Here is a 24,626-nt window from a genome sequence, read left to right as displayed (position 1 = left end):
GTGGTGCCCCGGCGTGGGAGGTGGGCAGATAGGGCGCAGCGCGCCTTGTTCCAACCTCTCCAACAACATCGCTAGCACTGTGGGGCAAACCCCGCAACTCTATTGCGCTGCCTGCTGACATGACCGTAAGCGCTTTAACCATCATGAGCTTTCGCACTCTCTTGCTGATGGTTCTGCTGGTGCCGGCGGCGGTGCTGGGCGGCGCGCAGGTGCTGGGGGTGGTGATCCCGGTGCCGCACTGGGGGCGCGGTTATGTGGTCGAAGTGCCGCTGGATGACGCCGTCGCCGAGCCTTTGATCCTGCCCAAGGTGGCGGGGCCGGACGATCCATCGCGTCCCTTGGTGGTGATCGACGCCGGTCATGGCGGGCGCGATCCGGGTGCAATCGGCGTGGATGCCGATGGGCGCAAGTTCGCCGAAAAGGACATCACCCTCGCAATCGCGCTGGCGTTGCGGGACGAATTGCTGAAGATCGGCGGTATTCGCGTGGCCTTGACGCGCGAGGATGACCGCATCCTGCCGCTGCCGCATCGTCCCGAGATTGCGCGCCAGCTTGAGGCGGATCTGTTCATCTCGATCCACGCCGATTCCGCCGGCGAGCGGTCTGATGTCAGCGGGGCGAGCATCTACACCTTGTCGGAAAAGGCCTCGAGCGAGGCGGCGGCCCGCTTCGCTGCGCGCGAAAACGATGCCGACCGGCTGAACGGCCTGACGATCGAGGGGCAGAGCGCGGCGGTCAGTGCGATCCTCGTCGAACTCTCCCAGCAGCGCACTCAGGAGGATGCGCTTGAATTTTCAGGGCTGGTGCTGCGCGAGGGGGACAAGCGGCTCGCCTTCCATCCGCAGCCCAGACGCGCTGCCGCACTGGCGGTGCTGCGCGCGCCCGATGTGCCTTCGGTCCTGTTCGAGAGCGGCTTTGTCACCAATCTGACCGATCGGGCGCGGCTGACCACGCGCGAGGGACGGGCGCAGTATGCCGCGGTGCTGGCCCGCGCGATCCAGGTCTATTTCGCGCGGCGCAGCAGCGCGGCCGAGGGCGGGGAATAGCATTGCAATGCGACTAGCCTTGCCGCCAGCCCGCGTGCTAGTTGGCGCGCGGCCATGACAGACACTGCCCCGCCTTCCGACCAAGCCTCACGCTGGGCCTATGTGCGTTATCGCGTCAATCGCGATCTCGGCGCAGCAGTCGGATGGTTCCGCGCGCGGTGGCGCGAGAGCCGGCTGTTCCGGCTCGTGGCCATCGCCTTCGGCGCTTTTCTTGCCCTGTGGATCGCGGTGTTCGTCTGGCTGGCAAGCGATCTGCCCGAGGCCGAAGCGCTGCTCACCTATGAAACCCCCTTGCCCACGGTCGTGCGCGGCTATGATGGCGAGATCGTCCATTCCTACGCCCGCGAACGCCGCGTGCAGCTGCAATATGCTGATTTTCCGAAGAAGCTGATCGAGGCCTATCTCGCGGCCGAGGACAAGACCTTCTTCAGCCACGGCGGGATCGACTATCTTGGAACCGCCAACGCCGTGTTCGATTACGCCCGCAAGGCCGGAACGGGTGAGCGCGCGGTGGGCGGATCGACCATCACCCAGCAGGTCGCCAAGAACCTGCTCCTGGGCGATGAGTACTCGGTCACCCGCAAGCTCAAGGAAATGATCCTTGCCGGCCGCATCGAAGGCGTGCTGACCAAGGAGGAAATCCTCGAACTCTATCTCAACGAGATCCCGCTCGGGCGGCGCAGCTTTGGCGTGCAGGCCGCATCGCGCGCCTATTTCGACAAGGATGTCGACCAGCTTGAACTGCACGAAATGGCTTTCCTTGCGATCCTGCCCAAGGCGCCGGAACGTTATGGCCGCAAGGGCCAGGAAGCAGCGGCACTCGAACGGCGCAACTTCGTGCTCGATCAGATGGAGCAGAACGGCTTCATTACCGGCTCCGAACGGCGCGCGGCGGCGGCCAAGCCGCTCGGGCTGGTCACGCAGCGGCGCGAGCGCAGCGTGGACGCGGGCTATTATCTCGAAGAGGTGCGCCGCGAGTTGATCGAACGCTTTGGCGAGACGGCCGAAAAGGGGCCGAACTCGGTCTATGCCGGCGGCCTGTGGGTGCGCACCAGTCTCGATCCGCAAATGCAGCTCGCCGCGCGCGACGCCTTGCGCGAAGGTCTGCTGCGCTATCACGGCGGGCGCGCGTGGTCCGGGCCGATCGCGACAATCGACCTGTCGGAAGGCAGTTGGGCCGGGCAGCTCCAGTCCTCGCCGCTGGGCATCAGCTACAAGGACTGGCGCGTGGGCGTGGTGACGCAGCGCAGCGGCCAGTCAGCACGGATCGGCTTTGCCGATGGCAAGGAGGCGCCGTTGTTCGGCCTGCCCAATGCCTTGAAGGCCGGCGATGTGATCGCCGCCAGCCCCAGCGGCAATGGCTATGCCGTGCGCACCATCCCCGAAGCGCAGGGCGCGCTGGTGGTGGAGCAGGCGCAGACCGGACGGATCATGGCGATGCAGGGCGGGTTCGACCACCGCCTGTCGGATTTCAACCGCGCGACGCAGGCCAATCGCCAGCCGGGCTCGACCATCAAGCCCTTCGTCTATGCGGCAGGGCTCGATAGCGGGATGACCCCTTCGACCCAGATCGATAACTCGCGCTTCTGCTATTATCAGGGTGCCAACCTTGGCGAGAAGTGCATCCGCGGATCGGGCAGCGGCGGGCAATATCCGATGCGCTATGGGCTCGAGCAGTCGCAGAACATCATGACCGTGCAGATCGGCATGACCGCGGGGATGCCCAATGTCGTCAAGGGGATCGAAAAGCTCGGGATCGGGAAGTTCCCGGCCTATCCCTCCACCGCGCTGGGGGCGGGCGAGACGACGCTGGTGAAGATGGTTGCGGCCTATTCGGCGCTGGCCAACCACGGGCGGCTCAATCCGCCGACGGTGATCGACTATGTGCAGGATCGCCGCGGCAAGGTGCTGTGGCGCGCCGATACCCGCGATTGCCGGGGCTGCAACATGGCCAAGTGGGATGGCAAGCCGATGCCGCGCTTTGGCGTCAAGGGTGCGCAGGCGATGGACGCGCGCACCGCGTTCCAGGTTATGCATATGCTGCGCGGCGCGGTGAGCCGTGGGACGGCGACGGTTCTGAACCCGCTCGGCCTGCCGCTGTTCGGCAAGACCGGCACGACCACCGGCCCCAAGGACGTGTGGTTCATCGGCGGCACGCAGGCGATGATCGCGGGCGCTTATGTGGGCTTCGATCAGCCGCGCAACATGGGCGGTTATGCCTATGGCGGCACCATCGCTGCGCCGATCATCAAGAGCCTGATCGAAAAGACCAAGCCCAAGTGGTCCGACCTGCCCGCCGTGGCGCCGCAGGGCGTGCGGATGGTGCGGGTCGACCGCCGCTCGGGCAAGCGGGTGTTCGATGGCTGGCCGACCGACGATCCCAAGTCGGCGATCATCTGGGAAGCCTTCAAGCCTGATACCGAGCCTGAGCGCTACACCCGTCAGGACGCGATTGCCGCCAAGCGCAACGAGATCATCGCGCTGATCCGCGCCGGGCGTCGCAATGCCGAAAGCGCGGTGGTGGACGAGCCTGTCGATGAGCCGGTCGACTATATCGACGCGGGCGGGGTCGATTGAGCTTGTGCGGGCGGAACCGCAGGCGGGGCTGGCGGGTTTATGCGCCATGACCTCACTTCGCACCGCTTTCGCCGCCGCACTCGTTCTGACTGCCGCTGCCGCCTCAAGCACCATCGCCTTGACCAGCGCCGCGGCTGAATTGCCCAAGGGCACCAAGGCACCCGGCTTTTCCACCCGCGCTGCCCTTGCCGGAAAGGAGTTCGGCTTCACGCTCTCCGCTGCGCTGGCGAAGGGACCGGTCGTGCTCTATTTCTATCCCAAGGCCTTTACCGAGGGCTGCACGCTTGAGGCCAATGCTTTTGCTGCGGCGATGCCCCAGTTCAAGGCGGCCGGTGCCAGCGTTATCGGGATGTCGAATGACGACATCGCCACGCTGAAGCGGTTCAGCAAGGAAGAATGTCGCGATGCCTTCCCCGTGGGTGTCGCCTCGCCTGCGATCATTTCATCCTATGACGTGGCGATGGGAAGTTCGGGACTTGCGACACGGACGTCCTATGTCATCGCGCGCGACGGACGGATCGTTGCGGTGCATTCCAACGCGGATTATCGCGGGCACGTCGAAAAGACCCTTGCGGCGGTGCGCGCGCTGAAGAAGTAGCACGGGGCTGCGCTTTACAATCGCGCCGCCCACGCTAAGCGGTGCGGCCCTGTCAGCTTTCAGGTGTGAAGGAAAACCCATGCGGGCCGAGGCCCAAGCCTATATCAACCGGATCGAAGCGGCCCTCGCGCTGGTGCGCCTGTCGCTCGACTGGGAGCGCGCCCTGCGCCGGCTCGACGAGCTGAACGCGCGGGTGCAGGACCCGAACCTCTGGGACAACCCCAAGCAGGCGCAGGCCATCAGCCGCGAGCAGAAGACGCTCGAGACGGCGGTGAACACGGTCAACGAGATCGCCGCCGAAATGGCCGACGCGATCGAATTCATCGAAATGGGCGAGGCCGAGGGCGAGGAGGCAATCGTCGAGGATGGTCTCGCCACGCTCGCCGCGCTCGCCGACCGGGCCGATGCCGACAAGGTGCAGGCGCTGCTATCGGGCGAGGCCGACGGCAACGACACCTATCTCGAAATCCACGCGGGCGCGGGCGGCACGGAAAGCCAGGACTGGGCCGAAATGCTCTTCCGGATGTATGGCCGCTGGGCCGAACGCCGCGGCTTTAAGGTCGAGACGGTCGAATATCAGGCGGGCGAGCAGGCCGGGATCAAGTCGGCGACGCTGCTCATCAAGGGCGACGGTGCCTATGGCTATGCCAAGACCGAAAGCGGCGTCCACCGCCTCGTCCGCATCAGCCCCTATGACAGCTCGGCGCGGCGCCACACCTCGTTTTCGAGCGTGTGGGTCTTCCCGGTGATCGACGATTCCTTCGAGATCGAGATCAACCCGGCCGACCTCAAGATCGACACCTATCGTGCTTCAGGTGCGGGCGGGCAGCACGTCAACACGACCGACTCCGCGGTGCGCATCACCCACCAGCCGACCGGCATCGTGGTCGCCAGCCAGCAGGACCGCAGCCAGCACAAGAACCGCGAAATCGCGATGAATATGCTGAAGGCGCGGCTTTACGAGGCCGAAATGCGCGCCCGTGAGGAAGCCGCCAGCGCCGAACATTCGGCCAAGAGCGACATTGGCTGGGGCCACCAGATCCGCTCCTACGTCTTGCAGCCCTACCAGATGGTCAAGGACCTGCGCACCGGCGTGGTCTCGACCTCGCCCGATGCCGTGCTCGACGGCGCAATCGACCCCTTCATCTCGGCCGCGCTCGCGCAGCGGGTGACAGGCGAGAAGGTCGAGATCGAGGATGTGGAGTAGAGGCGGATGATACGGCGCGCTCTCACCGCCGGTGCGGCTGTTTTCGCCGGACTGACGATGACAGGCTGTGACGGCATGGTGCCGGTTGCCCCCGGTGCGAGCGAGGATGCGCCCGTCTTCCCTGCACCCGACCGCGAGGTGGCCAAGGTCGTCTCCAACCAGTTTTCGAACGAAGATGCCCGCGACGAGCGCAACGAGGCGCAGGTGGTGATGGATCTCGCCGACATCCGCGCCGAAATGACGGTGGCGGATATTGGCGCGGGCGAGGGCTATTATACCGTCCGCCTCGCCGAACGTGTGGGCAAGGACGGGCGCGTTCTGGCGCAGGACATCAGCCGCGAAGCGCTCAAGCGGCTCGGCCAGCGGGTCGAAAAGGAACGGCTTGAGAATATCTCGATCAAGGAAGGCAAGGCCGACGACCCGCAATTGCCCGACGACAGTTTCGACCGCATCTTCATGGTGCACATGTACCATGAAGTGACGGCTCCCTACGCCTTCCTGTGGAATATGTGGCCGGCGCTGGCGGCAGGCGGACAGATCATCGTTGTGGAAAGTGAAAGCCGCGTCGGCAGCCATGGCCTGCCGCACACCTTGCTGTTCTGCGAGTTCGAGGCGGTTGGCTATGTGCTGGTCGAGTATATCGAACGCCCTGACATCAAGGGCTATTTCGCCCGTTTCCAGCGCGGGCCCAAGCGGACCGAGCCAGACGCTATCAAGGTTTGCGAAGCCGCCTAGCGGGGCGCATCCCGCGATGGTCGTTGCGGCCTGCGTATCTGATCTCTATGTCACCAACACGAATTGCGCGCCACAGGGACGGCGCGAAGGGGAGTTTTCATTGTTCAAGGGATTGAGCCCGATCGTCTATGGCGGGCGTGAAGTGTGGCCGCTGGTCGAAGGCGGCAAGGGTGTTTCGGCGACCAACCATGCCAGCTCCGGCGCGTGGGCGGCGGCGGGCGGGATCGGCACGGTCAGCGCGGTCAATGCCGACAGCTATGACGCCGACGGGAACCCGATCCCGCAGGTCTATCACGGCAAGACCCGCGAGGAACGCCATCAGGAGCTGATCCGCTACGCCATCGACGGCGCGACCACGCAGGTCAAGAAGGCCTATGAGATCGCAAACGGCAAGGGCGCGATCAATATCAACGTGCTGTGGGAAATGGGCGGGGCGCAGGCCGTGCTCGAAGGCGTGCTGGAAAACACCCGCGGCATGGTGACGGGCGTCACCTGCGGTGCGGGGATGCCCTACAAGCTCGCCGAAATCGCCGCGCGCTTCAATGTCTGCTATCTGCCCATCGTCAGCTCGGGCCGCGCCTTCCGCGCGCTGTGGAAGCGTTCCTATCACAAGGTCCCCGACTTGATGGCGGCGGTGGTCTATGAAGACCCGTGGCTTGCGGGCGGGCACAATGGCCTTTCCAACGCGGAAGACCCGACCAAGCCCGAAGATCCGTATCCCCGCGTCAAGACTCTGCGCGACATGATGCGAATTGAGGGCGTGCCGGATTCGGTTCCGATCGTGATGGCAGGCGGGGTGTGGTTCCTGCGCGAATGGAACGACTGGATCGACAATCCCGAGCTTGGCACCATCGCTTTCCAGTTCGGCACGCGGCCGCTGCTGACGCAGGAAAGCCCGATCCCGCAGATCTGGAAGGATATGCTGCGCACCGTGGAACCGGGCGACGTGCTGCTCCACAAGTTCTCGCCCACCGGCTTCTATTCGAGCGCGGTCAAGACCCCGTTCCTCTATGACCTGATGCACCGTTCCGAACGCCAGATCCCGTTCTTCAAGCGCGGCGAGGAAGAGGGCACGGTGCAGCTCGGCGAGGACGGCAAGGCGCGCAGCTTCTGGGTGAAACCCGACGACAAGGCCCGCGCCGAAATGTGGATGCGCGCGGGGCATAGCGAACCGCTCAAGACCCCCGACAACACTGTTGTGTTCGTCACGCCGGATGCGCGCGAGACGATCCGCAAGGACCAGCAGGACTGCATGGGCTGCCTGTCGCACTGCCAGTTCTCGAGCTGGAAGGATCACGACGACTACACCACCGGGCGTCTGGCGGATCCGCGCAGCTTCTGCATCCAGAAGACCTTGCAGGACATCGCCCACGGCGACGACCCCGACAACAACCTCGCCTTCGCGGGCCACGCGGCCTACCGCTTCAAGCAGGACCCGTTCTACTCGAACGGCTACACGCCCACGGTGGGCGAGCTGGTCGAGCGGATTTTGACGGGGGATTGATAAGGCGGCGGCCATGGACGATCACGCCCCGCCGCCGCTCTCGCTCTGGCTCCGCGAGCTGCCGATCACCGTGCCGATCGCGCTGGCTCCGCTGCGCCGCGCGCAGCCGGTTCCGGGCGCGCGGGACGGGGCGGGGCAGCCTGTTCTGGTGATCCCCGGCATCCTTTCCAACGACAGCGCAACCGCGCTGCTGCGCCGCACGCTCGATGCAACTGGCTACCGCAGTTACGCCTCTGAACTCGGCTTCCTGACTGGGATCAAGCCTGCGACCCTTGCCCGTGCCATCGACCGTCTGGCCGAGGTGGCCGAGGCAGAGCAGCGCAAGGTCGCGATTGTCGGTTGGAGCCTCGGCGGGCTCTACGCCCGCGTGCTCGCGCAGCGGCATCCTGATTTGGTCGAGCTGGTGATGACGCTCGGCTCGCCCTTCTCCGGCGACCGGCGCGCGAACAATGCTTGGCGACTTTACGAGGCGATCAACGACCACACAGTCGATGCGCCGCCCGTGCCGGACGATCCTGCGATAAAGCCATCGGTGCCGACCATCGCACTGTGGTCAAGGAATGACGGCGTTATCGCACCTGCCGCGGCGCGAGGCCTCCCGCATGAGCGGGATGCCGAGATCGAAGTCCCCTTCTCGCACTTCGCGCTCGCCTCGACACGGCCGGCGATCGCGCGTGTGGTGACCGAGTTGGGCAAGGCACTCGCGGGTTAGCGCACCAGCGCCGTCAGCACCTGATCGGGCGGGCGGTGCCCGTCGGCCCACATCCGGATATTGGCGATCACCTTGTGGCCCGAATCCTCGCGGCCCTCGGCGGTCGCGCTGCCGATGTGGGGGAGGGTCATGACGTTGGGGTGGGCGATGAGCCGCGGGTCAACGTGGGGCTCGTCAGGGTAAACATCGAGCCCTGCGCCCGCCAGATGCCCCGATTCGAGCGCCGCGATCAGTGTCTCCTGGTCGATCAGCTCGCCGCGCGCGGTGTTCACGATGCTGCTGCCCGGCTTCATCAGCGCGATGCGGCGCGCGTCGACCAGATGGCGGGTTTCGTCGGTGAGGGGGCAGTGCAGGGTGAGGATGTCGGCCTCGGCCATCAGTGTGTCGACGTCCGCCACGTAACGTGCGCCGAGCATCCGCTCCAGGGCCTCAGGCAGTTGCTTGCGATTGGTATAGGCGATCTCAAGCCCGAAAGCGCGCGCGCGGTGGGCGACCGCTTGCCCGATCCGCCCCATCCCGACGATCCCGAGCACCTTGCCGGCGAGCTTGCGGCCCAGCAGCCCCGAGGGCGCCCAGCCGGTCCACTCGCCGCGGCGCACCAGCGCGGTGCCTTCACGGATGCGGCGGGGCACGCCGATGATCCCTGCCATTGTCAGGTCGGCGGTGTCGTCGGTGAAGACGCCGGGGGTGTTGGTGACGATGATCTTGCGCGCGGCGGCGGCTTCCAGATCAATATGTTCGGTGCCCGCGCCGAAACTGGCGATCAGGCCCAGCCGCTCGCCAGCGCCCGCGATCAGATCGGCATCGATCCGGTCGGTCACCGTCGGCACCAGCACATCACAATCCTGCATCGCCGCAGCCAGTTGATCGCGTGTAAGCGGCACATCGCTTTCGTTGAGCACGACATCGAACAGCTCGCGCATCCGCGCCTCGACCGCCGGCATGAGATGGCGGGTCACAATCACGCGAGCGGGCGCGGCGAGGGGGCGGGCGGGGCGCTGGGTCATGGCAACGGGGCTAATGCCACAGGGGCGCGCTGGTCAAGGCGCGGATGCGATGCTGCGACTTGTATCCGCAAGGCTGAACGCGCTATCGCTCCGGGAATGCAGGGATTCCGTTTCATAACCGCCGTGGGCCTCGCGCTGACGCTCGCCGTCACGGCCCTTCTCGCGCCGCTCGCCGCGCAGGACCGGGTGCTGCCCTATTGGGCGATGCTGCGCTATGACAAGGTTAATATGCGCACCGGGCCGAGCAACGAATATCCGGTCGCCTGGGTGTATCTGCGCAAGGGTCTGCCGATGAAGGTGGTGCGCATTCGCGAAGGCTGGCGTCTGGTTGAAGATCACGAGGGGACGCAGGGCTGGATGTCGGCGAGCCAGCTTGATCCCGCCCGGGCCGGGCTGGTGATCGGCGAGGGTCTGGCCGAAGTGCGCGGCGCGCCGGATGCGACATCGGTCATCAAATGGCGCGCTCAGCCGGGGGTGGTGGCGCGGATCAAGCCGTGCAAGGCAGGGTGGTGCGAGGTCGATATTGCCGGCCGCAAGGGCTTTATGAGCGCGGCGCGGCTGTGGGGCTCCGAGGTATTGCCGGGCGACGAATAGTCGCGCCGCCCGGCACCTTCGATCAAACCAGCTCGACCGCCACTGCGGTCGCTTCACCGCCGCCGATGCACAGGCTCGCCACACCGCGGGTCTTGCCCTGCGCCTTGAGCGCCGCAATCAGCGTGACGATAATGCGCGCGCCCGAGGCACCGATCGGGTGACCCAATGCTGTGCCGCCGCCGTTGACGTTGATCTTCTCGTGCGGGATGCCGAGATCGCGCATCGCGAACATCGCCACGCAGGCGAAGGCTTCGTTCACTTCGAACAGGTCGACATCATCCACGCTCCACCCGGCGCGGGCGAGCACCTTCTGGATCGCCGGAATCGGCGCGGTGGTGAACTGTGCGGGAGCTTGTGCATGGGCGGCGGTGGCGACGACGCGGGCAACGGGCGCGAGACCCTTCGCTTCAGCCACACTCGCACGGGTCAGCACCAGCGCCGCGGCACCGTCCGAGATCGACGAAGAGGTCGCCGCGGTGATCGTTCCGTCCTTGGCGAAGGCGGGCTTCAGTTGCGGGATCTTGTCCGGGCGGCCCTTGCCGGGCGCTTCGTCATGCTCAACGACGACATCGCCCGCACGGGTGCTGACCGTCACCGGCACCACCTCGTCGGCAAAGGCGCCGCTGGCGATCGCCTTGTTGGCGCGGGCGAGCGATTCGATGGTGTAGGCGTCCATCTCCTCGCGGGTCATCTGGTAGGCGTTGGCGGTGTCCTGCGCGAAGGTGCCCATCGCGCGGCCCGGCTCGTAGGCGTCTTCCAGCCCGTCGAGGAACATATGGTCATAGGCGGTGTCATGCCCCATGCGCGCGCCCGAGCGGTGCTTCGTCATCAGGTAGGGCGCATTGGTCATGCTCTCCATGCCGCCGGCCACCACCACATCGACGCTTCCGCTGGCGAGCGCTTCTGCGCCCATGATGACGGTCTGCATCCCGCTCCCACAGACCTTGTTGACAGTGGTGGCCTGAACGCTGAGCGGCAGCCCTGCCTTGATCGCTGCCTGACGCGCCGGTGCCTGACCGAGCCCTGCGGGCAGCACGCAGCCCATGTAGGCGCGGTCGATGTCCTCGCCCGCAACGCCGGCGCGCTCGATCGCCGCCTTGACTGCGACCGCACCCAGATCGGTCGCGGCAACCTCGGCCAGCGCGCCCTGCATCGCACCCATCGGGGTGCGGGCGTATGAGAGGATCACGATCGGATCGGCGGGGGAAAGCTGGGTCATGGTATCGTCCTTCCTGAGGGATTATGTCCTTGGCGAGAGGCTCTAATGCTGCATTGCAATATTGGCAATCGGGTGAGGGGTGAGGCTGTACGCTTGTCAGGCGTGCGGTATTGGGCAAGAGTGCGTCCTAAATAACAACGCATATGTCCGAACGGGAGAACGACATGGCCGATGACCGCCGCGATCACCTTGAAGCCCTGCTGGCCCGCCAGCGCGCCGCTTTCACCGCCTCGCGCCCCGAGCCGCTGAGCCAGCGCAAGGATCGCATCCGCCGCGCAATGGCGCTGGTCAAGGAGCACGGCGAGGAATTCGCCAAGGCGATGAGCGCCGATTTCGGCAACCGCTCGCACCAACAGTCGATGCTGACCGATATCGCCGCCACGGTGGGGGCGGGCACCCATGCGTTGAAGCACCTCGATGGCTGGGCCAAGCCGGAGAAGCGCAAGGTGCAGTTCCCGCTCGGGCTGATGGGCGCGCGGGCCGAGGTGCGGTATGAACCCAAGGGGGTGATCGGCATTCTCTCGCCCTGGAACTTCCCGGTGCAGCTGGCTTTCGGCCCGCTGATGCAGGTGCTGGCCGCGGGCAACCGGGCGATGATCAAGCCGTCCGAATTTACCGAACGCACCAGCGAATTGATGGCGGTGCTGACGGCCGAGTATTTCGCGCCCGAGGAAGTCGCCGTCATCACCGGCGGGCCGGAAGTCGCGGCGGCGTTTTCCTCGCTCCCCTTCGATCACCTCGTCTTCACCGGGTCGACCGCCACGGGTCGCCGCGTGATGCAGGCGGCAGCCGCCAATCTCGTGCCGGTGACGCTCGAACTGGGCGGCAAGTCGCCGGTCATCATGGGCCGCAGCGCCGATTTCGCCAAGGCGGGCGAACGCATCGCCATCGGCAAGATGATGAATGCGGGGCAAATCTGCCTCGCCCCCGATTACCTGATGGTGCCCGAGGACAAGGCTGACGAGGCCGTGGCGGGCGTGACCGGCGCGGCCGCCACGATGTATCCGCGCGTGCTCGACAATGACGACTACGCCTCGATCGTTTCGGATCGCCACTTCGAGCGGCTGCAAGGTCTGGTCGAGGACGCCAAGGCCAAGGGCGCCGAGGTGATCGAGGTCAACCCGGCAGGCGAGGACTTCGCCAACGCCAACCAGCGCAAAATGCCGCTGACCGTGCTGCGCGGCGTCAGCGACGACATGACGGTGATGCAGGAGGAAATCTTCGGCCCCGTCCTGCCGGTGATGACCTACAAGTCGGTCGATCAGGCGGTGGATTACATCAATGACCACGACCGCCCGCTCGGCCTCTATTATTTCGGCGAGGACAAGTCCGAGCAGGAGCGGGTGCTGACCCGCACGATCTCGGGCGGGGTGACGACCAATGACGTGGTGTTCCATGTCTCGATGGAAGACCTTCCGTTTGGTGGGGTCGGGCCTTCGGGGATGGGGAGCTACCACGCCATCGAGGGTTTCCGCGAGTTCAGCCACGCCCGCGCGGTCTATCACCAGCCCAAGATCGACATTGCCAAGCTCGGCGGATTGAAGCCGCCCTACGGCAAGGCGACCGAGACGGCAGCGGCGCGCATGATGAAATGAGGGCGCTGGCCGCCGCGCTGGCGCTGGCACTTGCGGCTCCGCTCGGGGCCGAGGTGCCGCCTGCATGGCGGCCTGTCGATGCCGAGACGGGGCAGATCGCCGATGTGGCGGGGCTGGAGCAGCTGGCGCACGACTTCCCCGATAGCGCCAGCGTTCGGTTGCGCCTGTTCAATGCGCAATTGGAGGCGGGCGACGGCGAAGCGGCGCTTGCCAGCTTGCGCTGGCTCGCGGAACGCGGCCATGTGTTCAGCGCGGGCGCAAAGGCGCAGATCCCCCAGCTGATCGGTGCCGCCCATGCCGATGCGGCGCGTGCGCTGCTTATCCTCGCGCCTGACATCATCGCTGCCAGCACCGTCCATGACGAAATTCCCGCTTCGGCGGGGCTGATCGAGAGCGTTTTTTTCAGGCCCGATGGTGTGCCGGGGTTCGCCACATCTGTGTCACGCCGCTCGCTCTTTGTCCGCTTTTCGCAAGGAGATTGGCGCGAGATCGCGGTGCCCCGCAGTTGGGCGCTGTCTGGTGTGGCAGCCACTCCGGATGGCGAATCCGCATGGGTGGCCTCGGCCAATATCGACGGTGCTCCCGAGGATGCCGCGCGGTTCACGGGGTTGATCGAACTGCCGGGCGATATCGACAACTTTATCTATCGTCCGGCACCCGGTGGGGTGGCAGTGTCCGACCTTGCGGTGGGGCCTGACAGGGTAGTCTACGCCAGCGATCCGATTGGCGGCGGGGTCTATCGCCTTCGACCCAATGCGGCCGCACTCGAGGCGCTCGTGCCCCCCGGAACTTTCCGCTCACCCCAAGGGCTGGCGGTGAGTGCGGATGGCGCGCGGCTCTATGTCTCCGACTATCGGTATGGCCTCGCGATGGTCGATCTGGCGAGCGGCGGGGTGACGCGGCTTGCGAGCGACGTGCCCGCCGCGCTGGACGGCATCGACGGGCTCTGGCTATACAAGGGCGAGCTCATCGCGGTCCAGAACGGCACCAGGCCGATGCGGATCAGCGCCTTCCGTCTGTCGGACGATGGCGCCCGTATTGTCAGCCACCGCATCCTCGAGCAAGCCCATCCCGACTGGACCGAGCCGCTCGGCGGCAGCATTGCCGATGGTGCGCTCTACTATGTCGCCACCGGGCAGTGGGACCGTTATGACAAGGGCGCTTTGCGTGAAGGGATGGCGGCAATCCCCACCGTGATCCGCAGATTGCCGCTGGCCCCGCGCTGAGGCAGCGCCTGGCTCGCAACGTCTGTTCGATTTCCTGCAACATCCGTACGGGCTTTTCCCCGAGTCTCAGGCTTGCGCCACGCGCGCGACGGGCCTAGGGCGACCCACGGGATTAATAGCTTGGACATCGCTGTGATCGATCTCAGCCAGTATCTGCCGATACTGTTATTCGTGCTGGTCGCCCTCGGGCTGTCGGTGCTTTTCGTCGTGGCTCCGATGGCGGTGTCGCGCCTGACGGGCGTGCACAATCCGGATGCGGAAAAGCTGTCGGAATATGAATGCGGCTTTCCCGCCTTCGAGGATGCGCGCAGTCAGTTCGATGTGCGCTTCTACCTCGTCGCGATCAGCTTCATCGTCTTCGATCTTGAAGCCGCCTTCCTGTTCCCCTGGGCCGTCAGCCTGGGCGAGACGGGCTGGGTGGGCTGGCTGGGCATGATGGTGTTCCTGTTCATCCTCGCGGTGGGTCTTGCCTATGAATGGAAGAAAGGGGCGTTGGACTGGGAATGAATAACATCGTTTCTCCTCCCCAAGGGCTCCCCGACATGTCGAAACTCGACACCGCGCAAGGCGGCGACGTCCGCGCGCCTGATGCTGATTTCTTCAAGGCGCTCCAGACCGAGGTCACGGACAAGGGCTTCCTTGTCACTTCGACCGAGGAGCTGTTTCAGTGGGCCCGCACCGGCTCGCTGTGGTGGATGACCTTCGGCCTTGCCTGCTGCGCGGTCGAGATGATCCACGTGAATATGCCGCGCTATGACATGGAGCGCTTCGGCGCCGCGCCGCGCGCGTCCCCGCGCCAGTCGGACGTGATGATCGTGGCGGGCACGCTGTGCAACAAGATGGCCCCGGCGCTGCGCAAGGTCTACGACCAGATGTCCGATCCCAAATATGTGATCAGCATGGGCAGCTGCGCCAATGGCGGCGGCTATTACCACTACTCCTATTCGGTGGTGCGCGGCTGTGACCGGATCGTGCCGGTCGACATCTACGTCCCCGGCTGCCCGCCGACCGCCGAGGCGCTGCTTTACGGCGTGATGCAATTGCAGCGGAAAATCCGCCGCGTCGGCACCATCGAGAGGTAAGGGCGAGACACCATGGCTGTTCTCCACTCCGCTCCGAAGTTTGCTTCCAACGAGGGCGTGATCGACGCCATCAGCGAGACCATCAGCGTCTGGCTGATCGAGGCTGTCGAAGCGCACGGCGAAGTCATTTTCCGCGTCGAGCGCGATGCGGTGGAAAAAGTGCTGCGCATCTTCCGTGACAACCATGAGTACCAGCAGCTCATGGAAATCGCCGGGGCCGACTATCCTTCGCGCCCTGAGCGCTTTGAAGTCGTGTATATGCTCCAGAGCCTCACCAGGAACCACCGCGTGATGGTGAAGTGCTCGGCTTCCGAAGATACGCCGGTGCCCACCGTCACCACGCTGTGGCCCAACGCCGGTTGGCTCGAACGCGAGGTGTTCGATATGTACGGGGTCACCTTCGCCGGAAACCCCGATCTGCGCCGCATCCTCACCGATTACGGCTTCGAAGGGCACCCGTTCCGCAAGGACTTCCCGATGACGGGCTACACCGAACTGCGTTACTCGGAAGAGGAAAAGCGCGTGGTGTATGAGCCGGTCGAACTGGCGCAGGAAATGCGCAGCTTTGACTTCCTCAGCCCGTGGGAAGGCGCGGATTACGTGCTGCCGGGTGACGAGAAAGCCCCTGCCAAACCGGAAGGGGAGGCCAAGAAATGAGCATGAATCTCGAACAGTCGCCCACCACCGATGGCGAGGTCATCACCAACTACACGATCAACTTCGGCCCCCAGCACCCGGCCGCGCACGGCGTGCTGCGCATGGTGATGGAGCTGGACGGCGAGGTGATCGAGCGGATCGACCCGCATGTCGGCCTGCTCCACCGCGGCACCGAAAAGCTGATCGAGCATAAGACCTATCTTCAGGCGCTGCCCTATTTCGACCGGCTCGACTACTGCTCGCCGCTGGCGATGGAGCATTCCTATGTGCTCGCCATCGAGAAACTGCTGAACCTCGAAGTGCCGCTGCGTGCGCAATATCTGCGCGTGCTGTTCGCGGAATTGACCCGCATCTGCAACCACATGCTCAACATGGGCGCGCATATCCTCGATGTCGGCGCGTTCACGCCGAACCTGTGGATCATGGACCTGCGCGAGGACTGCCTCAACTTCTTCGAGCGGGCGAGCGGTGCGCGGATGCACTCGGCATGGTTCCGCCCCGGCGGCGTCCATCAGGATGTGCCGGAGAAGCTGCTGGTCGACATCGGCGACTGGCTCGACAACCGCTTCTTCCAGCTGTTCGAGGACGCGATGAGCCTCGTCATGGACAACCGCATCTTCAAGCAGCGCAACGTCGATATTGCCGTCGTGTCGCGCGAGGACGCGATTGCCTGGGGCTTCTCCGGCCCGATGATCCGTGCCGCCGGCCTGCCGTGGGATCTGCGCAAGTCGCAACCCTATGATGTCTATGACCGCATGGAGTTCGACATTCCGGTCGGCACCAACTCGGACTGCTACGACCGCTTCATGGTGCGCGTGAAGGAAGTCTACGAGAGCGCCAAGATTATCCGCCAGTGTCTGCGCGACATGCCGACCGGCCCGATTGCCAGCACCGACGGCAAGGTCTCGCCCCCCAAGCGCGGCGAGATGAAGCAGTCGATGGAGAGCCTGATCCATCACTTCAAGCTCTACACCGAAGGCTTCCACGTCCCCGCGGGCGAGGTCTATGTGGCGACCGAAAGCCCCAAGGGCGAGTTCGGCGTTTATCTCGTCAGCGACGGCACCAACAAGCCCTACCGCTGCAAGATCCGCCCCACCGCCTTCTCGCACCTTCAGGCGATGGACTTCATGTCCAAGGGCCACATGCTCCCCGACGCGACCGCCATTCTGGGCGCGATCGACGTGGTGTTCGGGGAGTGTGACCGGTGAGCAGGCTCGCCATCGCCGAGCAGATGATCGCGCATTACAACGCGCAGGATGCCGACGCCTATGTTGCGTTGATGACCGAAGATGCCTGCGAGGCTGGCTATCGCGGCGCGGTGGTGCGCGAGGGGCGCGAAGGAACGCGCGCTGGTCTCAAGGCGATGTTTGCCGAGTTCCCCGAGAACCGGGCTGAAATCGTAACGGGCTACGAGCTTGGCGAATTCGCCGTGCTGCATGAGCGGGTATACCGCTCGTCCGCTGCTGAGCCCTTCGAAGTCATGTCGGTCTATTCCTTCGAAGGCGACCTGTGTTCGCGGGTGGAGTTCATCCGCTGATGACTCGCCTCGCGCCCTCCTTGCTGCTGCTGGTGACGGCTGCTCAGGCGGCCGCGCAGGAACACGTGCCGGTTCCGGCCGGGCCCGAGGTCGAAGGCCTCGTCGCGGCGCTGGAAGCGAAGGATCGTGACGGGGCGATTGGCCGGATCAAGGGCATCTTTGCGCTGATGGACGACGACCGTATGGTGCGCACGCCCGCGGCCTTCGTCGATCTGGTGATCGGCTGCCCGGCAAAGCAGACCGGCGCGAATCTCAGCAAGTATTTCCAGCTCTACACCTACAGCTGGAAATGCCCGAACGGCGAGTATCAGGCGCAGCTCGGCAAGGATCCCGAGAGTTCCTATGTCGAGGTCGTCGATCCGGCCGACGCAGCGCGCCTTGCCAAGCGCGCGGCCGCACCGCCGATAAAGCCGATGGCCCCTCCGACAGCGCCGATGCTGCCCGCGCCGGAAAGCCCGGAAGCGCGCAAGGCCCGGATCGAGAAGGCGGCCGCTGTCGAACTCGCCGCGCTTAAGGCACTTGAACCGCAGCTCAAGGCAGGCCAGCTGACCGACGCGGCCGCGCTGACGAAGGATGCGAACTTCACCACCGGCTACCGCGATCTTGCGCAAAGCACCTTCATCGCCGAACGCGACAGCGACGGGCTGGCTGGCGCCAATGAACAGCTCGCCTGGCTGACCGCCAATATCGGCACGCCGGCCAGCGCCGAGTGCAAGCAGACCCGCAGCGACGGCGCTTATGGCCCCACTTTCTTCAGCAGTTGCCGGGTTGTCTCGCAACAGCCCGGGCACGGCTACACGGCGATGGTGTTCTTCCGTGATGCCAAGATCGCCGCGATCCAGTTCAACTACGTCAATCCTGCGGTTTTCGAAAAGAACCGCGAATTCCTCACGTCCAAGGCCGGTGCAAACTGATGGCTGACCGTACCCCCGCTCCCGACACCCCCGAACTGCGCGCCCGCTGGGGTGCTTTCGCGTGGACGCCGGAGAACAAGAAAACCGCCGACTGGCACATCGCCAAGTATCCCGAAGGGCGCCAGCGCTCGGCGGTGATGCCGCTGCTCGATCTGGCGCAGCGTCAGGTGGGTGCCGAGACCGATACGCAGGGCTGGCTGCCGCTGCCGGTGATCGAGTATGTCGCGAAGTATCTCGACATGCCGGTGATCCGCGTGCTTGAGGTCGCGAGCTTTTACTTCATGTATAACCTGAAGCCCGTCGGAAAATTCCACGTGCAGGTGTGCGGCACCACGCCTTGTATGCTGCGCGGCAGTGACGACATCATGTCTGCCTGCAAGAAGCGCGGGATGGTGAAGGGCGGGATCTCGGCGGATGGCCTGTGGACCCTCACCGAGGTCGAGTGCATGGGCAATTGCGCCACCGCGCCGATGGTCCAGATCAACGACGACAATTACGAGGACCTGACGCCAGAACGCCTCGACGCGGTGCTTGATGCGCTGGCGGCGGGGCAGACGCCCAAGGCCGGGACGCAGGAGCCGGGGCGTCACACCTCCGAGCCTGCGGGCGGGCCGACCACGCTGACCGCGATGGTGGATGCCAACCACGACTATCGGGGCGAGTGGTAAGGTGACCGCGGTCGCCTCCTTCCTCGGCGCGCTTGTGCTGGCGTTCATCGCCTACAAGCTCTTGATGGGCATGGTCCGCGTTGGCGTGATCATCCTCATCATCGCCGTGCTCTACGGGATGTGGTCGCAGGGGGCTTTCGCGTGAACCCGCTGACGCTCCTCTTTGCGATCCTCGGCCTTACCGGCTTTGCGCTCGGCGCAGTGCTGACTTCGACCGGGCCGTACGAGATGGGCGTGATTGTCATGGGCCTCGGCCTTGTGTTTCAGGTGATTTCGCTGGTGCGTATCAAGCGCGCCAAGAACAAGGGAATGCAGTGATGCTGGCGGATAAGGACCGCATCTTCACCAACCTCTACGGCTTTCAGGACTGGAGCCTGAAGGCGGCGCAGGCGCGCGGGGATTGGGACAACACCAAGGCACTGCTCGCGCGCGGGCAGGATGCGATCATCGAAGAGATCAAGGCCTCCGGCCTGCGCGGACGGGGCGGGGCGGGCTTCCCGACGGGGCTCAAGTGGTCCTTCATGCCCAAGGAATCGCGCGACGGGCGCCCGAGCTTCCTCGTCATCAATGCCGACGAATCCGAGCCGGGCAGCTGCAAGGACCGCGAGATCATCCGCCACGATCCGCACAAGCTGGTCGAAGGCGCGCTGGTCGCTGGCTACGCGATGCGCGCCCGTGCGGCCTACATCTACATCCGCGGCGAATATATCCGCGAGGCCGAGACGCTCCAGAAGGCGATCGCCGAGGCCTATGACGCCGGCCTGATCGGCAAGAACGCCTGCGGTTCGGGCTACGACTTCGACGTCTTCATGCATCGCGGCGCGGGCGCCTATATCTGCGGCGAAGAGACCGCGATGATCGAAAGCCTTGAAGGCAAGAAGGGCCAGCCGCGCCTCAAGCCCCCCTTCCCGGCGGGCGCGGGCCTCTATGGTTGCCCGACCACGGTGAACAACGTCGAGAGCATCGCGGTCGCGCCGACGATCCTGCGGCGCGGGGCTTCGTGGTTCTCGAGCTTCGGGCGCGAGAACAACAAGGGCACCAAGCTGTTCCAGATCTCCGGCCACGTGGAAAAGCCCTGCGTGGTCGAGGAAGCGATGAGCATCTCGTTCGAAGAGCTGATCGAGAAGCACTGCGGCGGCATCCGCGGCGGTTGGGACAATCTGCTCGCGGTGATCCCCGGCGGCTCCTCGGTGCCGCTTGTCCCCGCCGCACAGATCCGCAGCGCCCCTATGGACTTCGACGGGCTGAAGGAACTGGGCTCGGGCCTCGGCACTGCGGCGGTCATCGTCATGGACAAGTCGACCGACATCGTTCGCGCGATCAGCCGCCTCTCCTACTTCTACAAGCACGAGTCCTGCGGCCAGTGCACCCCCTGCCGCGAGGGCACGGGCTGGATGTGGCGCATGATGGAGCGCCTGCGAACGGGTGACGCCGCGATCGAGGAAATCGACATGCTGCAGGAAGTCACCAAGCAGGTCGAAGGCCACACCATCTGCGCGCTGGGCGACGCCGCCGCGTGGCCGATCCAGGGCCTCATCCGCCACTTCCGCCCCGAGCTCGAGCGGCGGATCAACGAACACAACGCCCAATTCCAAGAGGCAGCCGAGTAATGCCCAAGGTCACCGTAGACGGTCAGGAAATCGAGGTCCCGGCGGGCGCGACTGTGCTGCAGGCGTGCGAGCTGGCGGGCAAGGAAATCCCGCGCTTCTGCTATCACGAGCGCCTCTCCATCGCCGGCAATTGCCGCATGTGCCTCGTCGAAGTGAAGCCCGGGCCGCCCAAGCCGCAGGCCTCCTGTGCGCTGCCGGCTGCCGAGGGTCAGGAAATCCGCACCGACAGCCCGATGGTCAAGAAGGCGCGCGAAGGGGTGATGGAGTTCCTCCTCATCAACCACCCGCTCGATTGCCCGATCTGCGACCAGGGCGGCGAGTGCGATCTGCAGGATCAGGCGGTCGCCTATGGCCGCGGCGGCTCGCGCTATCACGAGAACAAGCGCGCGGTGACCGAGAAGTATATGGGCCCGCTGATCAAGACGATCATGACCCGCTGCATCCACTGCACCCGCTGCGTGCGCTTCTCGGAAGAGATCGCGGGCGTGGACGAGATCGGCGCGCTCTATCGCGGCGAGGACATGCAGATCACCACCTATCTGGAGCAGGCGGCGGCGCACGAGCTTTCGGCGAACGTCATCGACCTGTGCCCGGTCGGTGCCCTGACCTCGCGGCCCTATGCCTTCGAGGCGCGGCCGTGGGAGCTCAAGAAGACTCTGTCGATCGACGTTTCGGACGCAGTGGGGGCCAACATCACGCTCCACTCCAAGGGCCGCGAAGTCATGCGCGCGCTGCCGCGGGTGAATGACGACGTCAACGAAGAGTGGCTGTCGGACAAGGGACGCTATCAGGTCGATGGCCTCACCAAGCGCCGCCTCGACCGCGTGTGGGTGCGCCGTGACGGCCGCTTGCAGCCCGCCGATTGGGCCGAGGCTTTCGGGATGATCGCCGCCGCTCTGGAAGGCGACAAGGCCAGCATCGCGGCGGTGGCGGGCGATCTGCTCGATGCCGAGACGATGTTTGCCGCCAAGGCGCTGGTCAATGCTTGCGGCTCGCAGCTGACCGAAGCGCGCCAGACCGGCATGACCTATGATGTGTTGAACCTCGCGGCGGTGAATTTCAACAGCACCTTCGCGGGCATCGAGACCGCTGACGCGATCCTCATCATCGGCAGCAATGTCCGCTGGGAGGCCGCGCTGCTCAACGTCCGCCTGCGCAAGGCGGTGAAGGCGGGCGCCAAGGTCTACATCATCGGCCCCGAATGGGACCCGACCTATCCGGCGACCTTCCTCGGCTCCGACTTCAAGCTGCTCAACCGCGTGCCCAAGGAATTGGGTGACGTCATGAAGTCGGCCCAGCGCCCGGCGGTGATCGTGGGCGCCGCGGCGCTGGCCAAGGGCGCGCTTCCGGCGGCGCTCAAGCTGGTCGACAAGTTCGGCCTCGTGAAGGATGGCTGGAACGGCTTCAACGTGCTGCACATCTCGGCGGCGCGCATGGCTTCGCTGATGCTCGGCTTCACGCTTCCGGGCGGGATGGCCGATATCGCCGCCGCTTCGCCGAAGGTGCTGCTCAGCCTCGGCGCGGACGAGATGGACTACGCGCCCTACGCGGGGTCGCTGAAGGTCTATATCGGCCACCACGGCGACAAGGGCGCGCATCACGCCGACATCATCCTGCCGGGCGCGTCCTATGCCGAAAAGGACGGAACCTACGTCAACACGGAAGGCCGGGTGCAGTTCGCCGAGAAGGCGGTATTCGCCCCCGGCGACGCGCGCGAAGACTGGACGATCCTGCGCGCGCTGGCCGATGCGCTGGGCGTGAGCGTCGGCTTCGACAGCTTCGACCAGCTTCAGGCAGCCATGATCGCCGCCGCGCCCGCGCTGGGCGAAGAGGGCCTCGCCGATTACGGCGCACTCCCCAAGGCGGACAGCGGCGCGAAGTTCGAGGGCGAGCTTGCGGGCTATCCGATCAAGGACTTCTACCTCACCAACCCGATCGCCCGCGCGAGCGAGGTGATGCAGCGCTGCTCGGATGAGCTGCTCCACGGGGCCGACGTCAAGGAGGCCGCGGAATGACCGCCTTCTTCCAATCCCTCGGCCTCAGCTACGAATGGGCCTGGACCGTCGCGACGCTTGCCGCGATCCTGATCGTCTCGCTGCTCGTCATGTTCAGCGTGGCGATGGTGATCTATGTCGACCGCAAGGTGCTGGGCGCGATCATGATGCGGCGCGGGCCGAACGTGGTCGGGCCGTTCGGGCTGCTTCAGTCCTTTGCGGACGGGCTCAAGGTCTTTCTGCAAGAGACGATCATCCCGAGCGCCGCGAACAAGGGCATCTTCCTGATCGCGCCGATCATCACCTTCACGGTCGCGCTCGCGGCCTGGGCGGTGATCCCCTTCGATGCGGGGGTGGTGATTTCGGACATCAATGTCGGCCTGCTCTATATCCTCGCGATCTCCTCGATGGGGGTTTACGGCGTGGTGATGAGCGGGTGGGCGTCGAACTCCAAATACCCGTTCTTCTCGGCGATGCGCGCGTCTGCACAGATGATCTCCTACGAAGTCTCGATCGGTTTCGTGCTGGTCTGCGTGGTGCTGTTTGCCGGCACCTTCAACCTCTCGGGAATCGTGAACGCGCAGCAGGGCTTCGGGCTGGGGCTGATCAACGCCTATGCGGTGCACCCGTTGCTCTTCCCGATGTGGGTGGTGTTCTTCATCTCGGCGCTGGCTGAAACCGCGCGCGCGCCCTTCGACCTCACCGAGGCCGAGAGCGAGCTCGTCGCGGGTTACCAAACCGAATATTCCTCGATGAGCTTCGCGCTGTTCTGGCTGGGTGAATACGCCAACATCCTGCTGATGTGCTCGCTGAACACGCTGCTGTTCTGGGGCGGGTGGCTGCCGCCGCTCGACATTCCGGTGCTCTACATAGTGCCGGGGATCATCTGGTTCCTCGTCAAGACCTTCATCTTCTTCTTCATGTTCAGCTGGATCTGGGCGACCGTGCCCCGTTACCGCTACGACCAGCTGATGCGCCTCGGGTGGAAGGTGTTCCTGCCGATGAGCCTGCTGTTTGTGGCGGCGACCAGCGGCTACCTGATGGCGACGGGGCATTTCGGATGATCGGCCTGGCTCTGATGGCGCAGGTGATGGTCGAGACGCTCGACACCCGCCCGCAGCCCGAAATTCCGGCGACGGCATTCGTGTGTAGCCTTGCGCGCACAGCCGCAGATGGCTCGGCGACCGAGAGCTTCGACCTGAGAGGCCTTATTCCGGTCGCGCCCAAGGGCCATTTGCCCAATGCCAGCTTCGTGTTGGCGCTGGAAAGCGCATCGGGAAGCCCACTGGCAGGGCGCGCGTCGGTGACACCGAACGATGCCGGGGACTGGTTCCGCGATTACCAGATCTCCCGCCGGGTCGGTACCGCGCTCTACATCATCAATCTGAAACTGCGCCGCGAAGGCCAGTCGGTGGCTTACGTCACGGTCTACGACGATAGCTGGAACGCGGGGCGCGATGGCCAGTCGTTCGAGCCCTATCGCTATGACGCTGCCGGGCTGTGCAAAGCCGATTTTTCGCCGAAAGAGCAGGGATAATGACCACCGTCTCCCACCTCATCAAGTCGTTCACCCTTTGGGAATTCCTCAAGGCGCACGCCTTGACGCTGAAGTATTTCTTCAAGCCCAAGGTGACGATCAACTACCCCTTCGAGAAGGCGCCGCTCTCGCCCCGCTTCCGCGGTGAACACGCGCTGCGGCGCTATCCCAATGGCGAGGAGCGCTGCATCGCGTGCAAGCTGTGCGAGGCCGTGTGCCCCGCGCAGGCGATCACCATCGAGAGCGAGCCGCGCGAGGACGGCAGCCGCCGCACCACCCGCTACGACATCGACATGACCAAGTGCATCTTCTGCGGCTTTTGCCAGGAAGCCTGCCCGGTCGATGCGATCGTCGAGGGGCCGAACTTCGAATACGCCACCGAAACCCGCGAGGAGCTGCTTTACGACAAGGCCAAGCTGCTTGCGAATGGTGACAAATGGGAAAGGGCCATCGCGGCCAACCTTGAAGCCGACGCCCCCTACCGCTAGGGCGCGCGGCGACAAGGACATGGGGTTAACGGGCCGGGGCATTCTGCTGCGGCTCACACTTGGACTAAGGGATCAAATGCCGCTTTCTGGACACCCGGCGCCGCGCCGGGGCGCGCGGA

25 protein-coding genes and 1 pseudogene are annotated in these 24,626 nt (G+C 65.1%); 24 read left to right on the top strand and 2 right to left on the bottom strand.

Features of this window, described 5'->3' with window-relative positions; all coding sequences use genetic code 11:
• Positions 1-143 precede the first annotated feature (143 nt).
• From PS060_RS14565 to PS060_RS14535, 7 genes are all read left to right on the top strand, one after another.
• A complete protein-coding gene (locus PS060_RS14565; protein ID WP_273984152.1) occupies positions 144-1,046 on the top strand; it encodes an N-acetylmuramoyl-L-alanine amidase family protein in 903 nt (300 codons plus the stop codon).
• Positions 1,047-1,100: 54 nt separating this feature from the next.
• Positions 1,101-3,623 carry a penicillin-binding protein 1A gene (locus PS060_RS14560; protein ID WP_273984150.1) on the top strand — a complete coding sequence of 841 codons (2,523 nt, stop codon included), beginning with the start codon at positions 1,101-1,103 and terminating at the stop codon, positions 3,621-3,623.
• Positions 3,624-3,669: 46 nt separating this feature from the next.
• On the top strand, positions 3,670-4,221 hold the full coding sequence (locus PS060_RS14555; RefSeq protein WP_273984148.1) for a peroxiredoxin: 552 nt from the start codon (positions 3,670-3,672) through the stop codon (positions 4,219-4,221).
• Positions 4,222-4,300: 79 nt separating this feature from the next.
• Complete coding sequence (gene prfB, locus PS060_RS14550) at positions 4,301-5,428, top strand: peptide chain release factor 2 (protein ID WP_273984147.1); 1,128 nt, start codon at positions 4,301-4,303, stop codon at positions 5,426-5,428.
• A 6-nt stretch (positions 5,429-5,434) separates the two neighbouring features.
• Positions 5,435-6,163 carry a class I SAM-dependent methyltransferase gene (locus tag PS060_RS14545; RefSeq protein ID WP_273984145.1) on the top strand — a complete coding sequence of 243 codons (729 nt, stop codon included), beginning with the start codon at positions 5,435-5,437 and terminating at the stop codon, positions 6,161-6,163.
• A 100-nt stretch (positions 6,164-6,263) separates the two neighbouring features.
• The gene (locus tag PS060_RS14540) at positions 6,264-7,667 is read left to right on the top strand and encodes an NAD(P)H-dependent flavin oxidoreductase (protein ID WP_273984143.1); all 1,404 of its coding nucleotides are present in this window, start codon (positions 6,264-6,266) and stop codon (positions 7,665-7,667) included.
• Between the two features lie 13 nt (positions 7,668-7,680).
• Positions 7,681-8,379: an alpha/beta hydrolase gene (locus tag PS060_RS14535; RefSeq protein WP_273984142.1), complete on the top strand. Its 699-nt coding sequence runs from the start codon at positions 7,681-7,683 to the stop codon at positions 8,377-8,379.
• Here PS060_RS14535 and PS060_RS14530 read toward each other — a convergent pair.
• The gene (locus PS060_RS14530) at positions 8,376-9,386 is read right to left on the bottom strand and encodes a 2-hydroxyacid dehydrogenase (protein WP_273984140.1); all 1,011 of its coding nucleotides are present in this window, start codon (positions 9,384-9,386) and stop codon (positions 8,376-8,378) included. The genes PS060_RS14535 and PS060_RS14530 overlap by 4 nt on opposite strands.
• 96 nt (positions 9,387-9,482) lie before the next feature.
• Here PS060_RS14530 and PS060_RS14525 point away from each other — a divergent pair, with 96 nt between their 5' ends.
• A complete protein-coding gene (locus tag PS060_RS14525) occupies positions 9,483-9,980 on the top strand; it encodes an SH3 domain-containing protein (protein ID WP_273984138.1) in 498 nt (165 codons plus the stop codon).
• Between the two features lie 22 nt (positions 9,981-10,002).
• Here PS060_RS14525 and PS060_RS14520 read toward each other — a convergent pair whose 3' ends face one another.
• Positions 10,003-11,199: an acetyl-CoA C-acyltransferase gene (locus tag PS060_RS14520; RefSeq protein ID WP_273984137.1), complete on the bottom strand. Its 1,197-nt coding sequence runs from the start codon at positions 11,197-11,199 to the stop codon at positions 10,003-10,005.
• 164 nt (positions 11,200-11,363) lie between these two features.
• Here PS060_RS14520 and PS060_RS14515 point away from each other — a divergent pair, with 164 nt between their 5' ends.
• The 16 genes and pseudogenes from PS060_RS14515 to nuoI all read left to right on the top strand — a co-directional run bounded on the left by PS060_RS14515 (position 11,364) and on the right by nuoI (position 24,507).
• On the top strand, positions 11,364-12,794 hold the full coding sequence (locus PS060_RS14515) for a coniferyl aldehyde dehydrogenase (protein ID WP_273984136.1): 1,431 nt from the start codon (positions 11,364-11,366) through the stop codon (positions 12,792-12,794).
• Entirely contained in the window at positions 12,791-14,020 is a 1,230-nt protein-coding gene (locus PS060_RS14510; RefSeq protein ID WP_273984135.1) for a hypothetical protein, read from the top strand. The genes PS060_RS14515 and PS060_RS14510 overlap by 4 nt, the downstream gene beginning before the upstream one ends.
• Positions 14,021-14,152: 132 nt before the next feature.
• A complete protein-coding gene (locus PS060_RS14505) occupies positions 14,153-14,527 on the top strand; it encodes an NADH-quinone oxidoreductase subunit A (protein ID WP_273986932.1) in 375 nt (124 codons plus the stop codon).
• A gap of 35 nt (positions 14,528-14,562) precedes the next feature.
• Complete coding sequence (locus tag PS060_RS14500) at positions 14,563-15,102, top strand: NuoB/complex I 20 kDa subunit family protein (RefSeq protein WP_273984133.1); 540 nt, start codon at positions 14,563-14,565, stop codon at positions 15,100-15,102.
• A gap of 12 nt (positions 15,103-15,114) precedes the next feature.
• Positions 15,115-15,738, top strand: a pseudogene (locus tag PS060_RS14495) (NADH-quinone oxidoreductase subunit C); the annotation flags it as partial.
• Positions 15,739-15,755: 17 nt separating this feature from the next.
• Positions 15,756-16,967: an NADH-quinone oxidoreductase subunit D gene (locus PS060_RS14490; protein WP_273984131.1), complete on the top strand. Its 1,212-nt coding sequence runs from the start codon at positions 15,756-15,758 to the stop codon at positions 16,965-16,967.
• 23 nt (positions 16,968-16,990) lie between these two features.
• Entirely contained in the window at positions 16,991-17,296 is a 306-nt protein-coding gene (locus PS060_RS14485; protein WP_337960243.1) for a nuclear transport factor 2 family protein, read from the top strand.
• The gene (locus PS060_RS14480) at positions 17,296-18,210 is read left to right on the top strand and encodes a hypothetical protein (protein ID WP_273984128.1); all 915 of its coding nucleotides are present in this window, start codon (positions 17,296-17,298) and stop codon (positions 18,208-18,210) included. Before PS060_RS14485 ends, PS060_RS14480 begins: the two co-directional genes overlap by 1 nt.
• Entirely contained in the window at positions 18,210-18,878 is a 669-nt protein-coding gene (gene nuoE / locus PS060_RS14475; RefSeq protein WP_273984127.1) for an NADH-quinone oxidoreductase subunit NuoE, read from the top strand. The genes PS060_RS14480 and nuoE overlap by 1 nt, the downstream gene beginning before the upstream one ends.
• A gap of 1 nt (position 18,879) precedes the next feature.
• Positions 18,880-19,023: a hypothetical protein gene (locus PS060_RS14470; RefSeq protein ID WP_273984126.1), complete on the top strand. Its 144-nt coding sequence runs from the start codon at positions 18,880-18,882 to the stop codon at positions 19,021-19,023.
• Positions 19,020-19,196, top strand: a complete 177-nt coding sequence (locus tag PS060_RS14465; protein WP_273984125.1) for a hypothetical protein — start codon at positions 19,020-19,022, stop codon at positions 19,194-19,196. The genes PS060_RS14470 and PS060_RS14465 overlap by 4 nt, the downstream gene beginning before the upstream one ends.
• Positions 19,196-20,488 (top strand): NADH-quinone oxidoreductase subunit NuoF, encoded by a 1,293-nt coding sequence (nuoF, locus tag PS060_RS14460; RefSeq protein WP_273984124.1) that lies wholly within the window; start codon positions 19,196-19,198, stop codon positions 20,486-20,488. The genes PS060_RS14465 and nuoF overlap by 1 nt, the downstream gene beginning before the upstream one ends.
• Positions 20,488-22,503 (top strand): NADH-quinone oxidoreductase subunit NuoG, encoded by a 2,016-nt coding sequence (gene nuoG / locus PS060_RS14455; protein WP_273984121.1) that lies wholly within the window; start codon positions 20,488-20,490, stop codon positions 22,501-22,503. The genes nuoF and nuoG overlap by 1 nt, the downstream gene beginning before the upstream one ends.
• Positions 22,500-23,546 carry an NADH-quinone oxidoreductase subunit NuoH gene (gene nuoH / locus PS060_RS14450; protein ID WP_273984120.1) on the top strand — a complete coding sequence of 349 codons (1,047 nt, stop codon included), beginning with the start codon at positions 22,500-22,502 and terminating at the stop codon, positions 23,544-23,546. Before nuoG ends, nuoH begins: the two co-directional genes overlap by 4 nt.
• On the top strand, positions 23,543-24,019 hold the full coding sequence (locus PS060_RS14445; protein ID WP_273984118.1) for a hypothetical protein: 477 nt from the start codon (positions 23,543-23,545) through the stop codon (positions 24,017-24,019). Before nuoH ends, PS060_RS14445 begins: the two co-directional genes overlap by 4 nt.
• Entirely contained in the window at positions 24,019-24,507 is a 489-nt protein-coding gene (gene nuoI, locus PS060_RS14440) for an NADH-quinone oxidoreductase subunit NuoI (protein ID WP_069310315.1), read from the top strand. Before PS060_RS14445 ends, nuoI begins: the two co-directional genes overlap by 1 nt.
• The last annotated feature ends 119 nt before the right edge of the window (positions 24,508-24,626 follow it).

It is taken from the genome of Erythrobacter sp. BLCC-B19 (genome assembly GCF_028621955.1).
Lineage (GTDB): Bacteria > Pseudomonadota > Alphaproteobacteria > Sphingomonadales > Sphingomonadaceae > Erythrobacter.
Note: the sequence above shows the minus strand (reverse complement) of the source record. Positions and strands in the feature narration are given on the sequence as shown.

What these genes read in the sequence shown, in the direction of transcription:
- PS060_RS14565 (WP_273984152.1), top strand. Translation starts at nt 144, where the DNA reads ATGAGCTTTCGCACTCTCTTGCTGATGGTTCTGCTGGTGCCGGCGGCG.
- PS060_RS14560 (WP_273984150.1), top strand. Translation starts at nt 1,101, where the DNA reads ATGACAGACACTGCCCCGCCTTCCGACCAAGCCTCACGCTGGGCCTAT.
- PS060_RS14555 (WP_273984148.1), top strand. Translation starts at nt 3,670, where the DNA reads ATGACCTCACTTCGCACCGCTTTCGCCGCCGCACTCGTTCTGACTGCC.
- prfB (WP_273984147.1), top strand. Translation starts at nt 4,301, where the DNA reads ATGCGGGCCGAGGCCCAAGCCTATATCAACCGGATCGAAGCGGCCCTC.
- PS060_RS14545 (WP_273984145.1), top strand. Translation starts at nt 5,435, where the DNA reads ATGATACGGCGCGCTCTCACCGCCGGTGCGGCTGTTTTCGCCGGACTG.
- PS060_RS14535 (WP_273984142.1), top strand. Translation starts at nt 7,681, where the DNA reads ATGGACGATCACGCCCCGCCGCCGCTCTCGCTCTGGCTCCGCGAGCTG.
- PS060_RS14530 (WP_273984140.1), bottom strand. Translation starts at nt 9,386, where the DNA reads ATGACCCAGCGCCCCGCCCGCCCCCTCGCCGCGCCCGCTCGCGTGATT.
- PS060_RS14525 (WP_273984138.1), top strand. Translation starts at nt 9,483, where the DNA reads ATGCAGGGATTCCGTTTCATAACCGCCGTGGGCCTCGCGCTGACGCTC.
- PS060_RS14520 (WP_273984137.1), bottom strand. Translation starts at nt 11,199, where the DNA reads ATGACCCAGCTTTCCCCCGCCGATCCGATCGTGATCCTCTCATACGCC.
- PS060_RS14515 (WP_273984136.1), top strand. Translation starts at nt 11,364, where the DNA reads ATGGCCGATGACCGCCGCGATCACCTTGAAGCCCTGCTGGCCCGCCAG.
- PS060_RS14510 (WP_273984135.1), top strand. Translation starts at nt 12,791, where the DNA reads ATGAGGGCGCTGGCCGCCGCGCTGGCGCTGGCACTTGCGGCTCCGCTC.
- PS060_RS14500 (WP_273984133.1), top strand. Translation starts at nt 14,563, where the DNA reads ATGTCGAAACTCGACACCGCGCAAGGCGGCGACGTCCGCGCGCCTGAT.
- PS060_RS14490 (WP_273984131.1), top strand. Translation starts at nt 15,756, where the DNA reads ATGAGCATGAATCTCGAACAGTCGCCCACCACCGATGGCGAGGTCATC.
- PS060_RS14485 (WP_337960243.1), top strand. Translation starts at nt 16,991, where the DNA reads ATGATCGCGCATTACAACGCGCAGGATGCCGACGCCTATGTTGCGTTG.
- PS060_RS14480 (WP_273984128.1), top strand. Translation starts at nt 17,296, where the DNA reads ATGACTCGCCTCGCGCCCTCCTTGCTGCTGCTGGTGACGGCTGCTCAG.
- nuoE (WP_273984127.1), top strand. Translation starts at nt 18,210, where the DNA reads ATGGCTGACCGTACCCCCGCTCCCGACACCCCCGAACTGCGCGCCCGC.
- nuoF (WP_273984124.1), top strand. Translation starts at nt 19,196, where the DNA reads ATGCTGGCGGATAAGGACCGCATCTTCACCAACCTCTACGGCTTTCAG.
- nuoG (WP_273984121.1), top strand. Translation starts at nt 20,488, where the DNA reads ATGCCCAAGGTCACCGTAGACGGTCAGGAAATCGAGGTCCCGGCGGGC.
- nuoH (WP_273984120.1), top strand. Translation starts at nt 22,500, where the DNA reads ATGACCGCCTTCTTCCAATCCCTCGGCCTCAGCTACGAATGGGCCTGG.
- PS060_RS14445 (WP_273984118.1), top strand. Translation starts at nt 23,543, where the DNA reads ATGATCGGCCTGGCTCTGATGGCGCAGGTGATGGTCGAGACGCTCGAC.
- nuoI (WP_069310315.1), top strand. Translation starts at nt 24,019, where the DNA reads ATGACCACCGTCTCCCACCTCATCAAGTCGTTCACCCTTTGGGAATTC.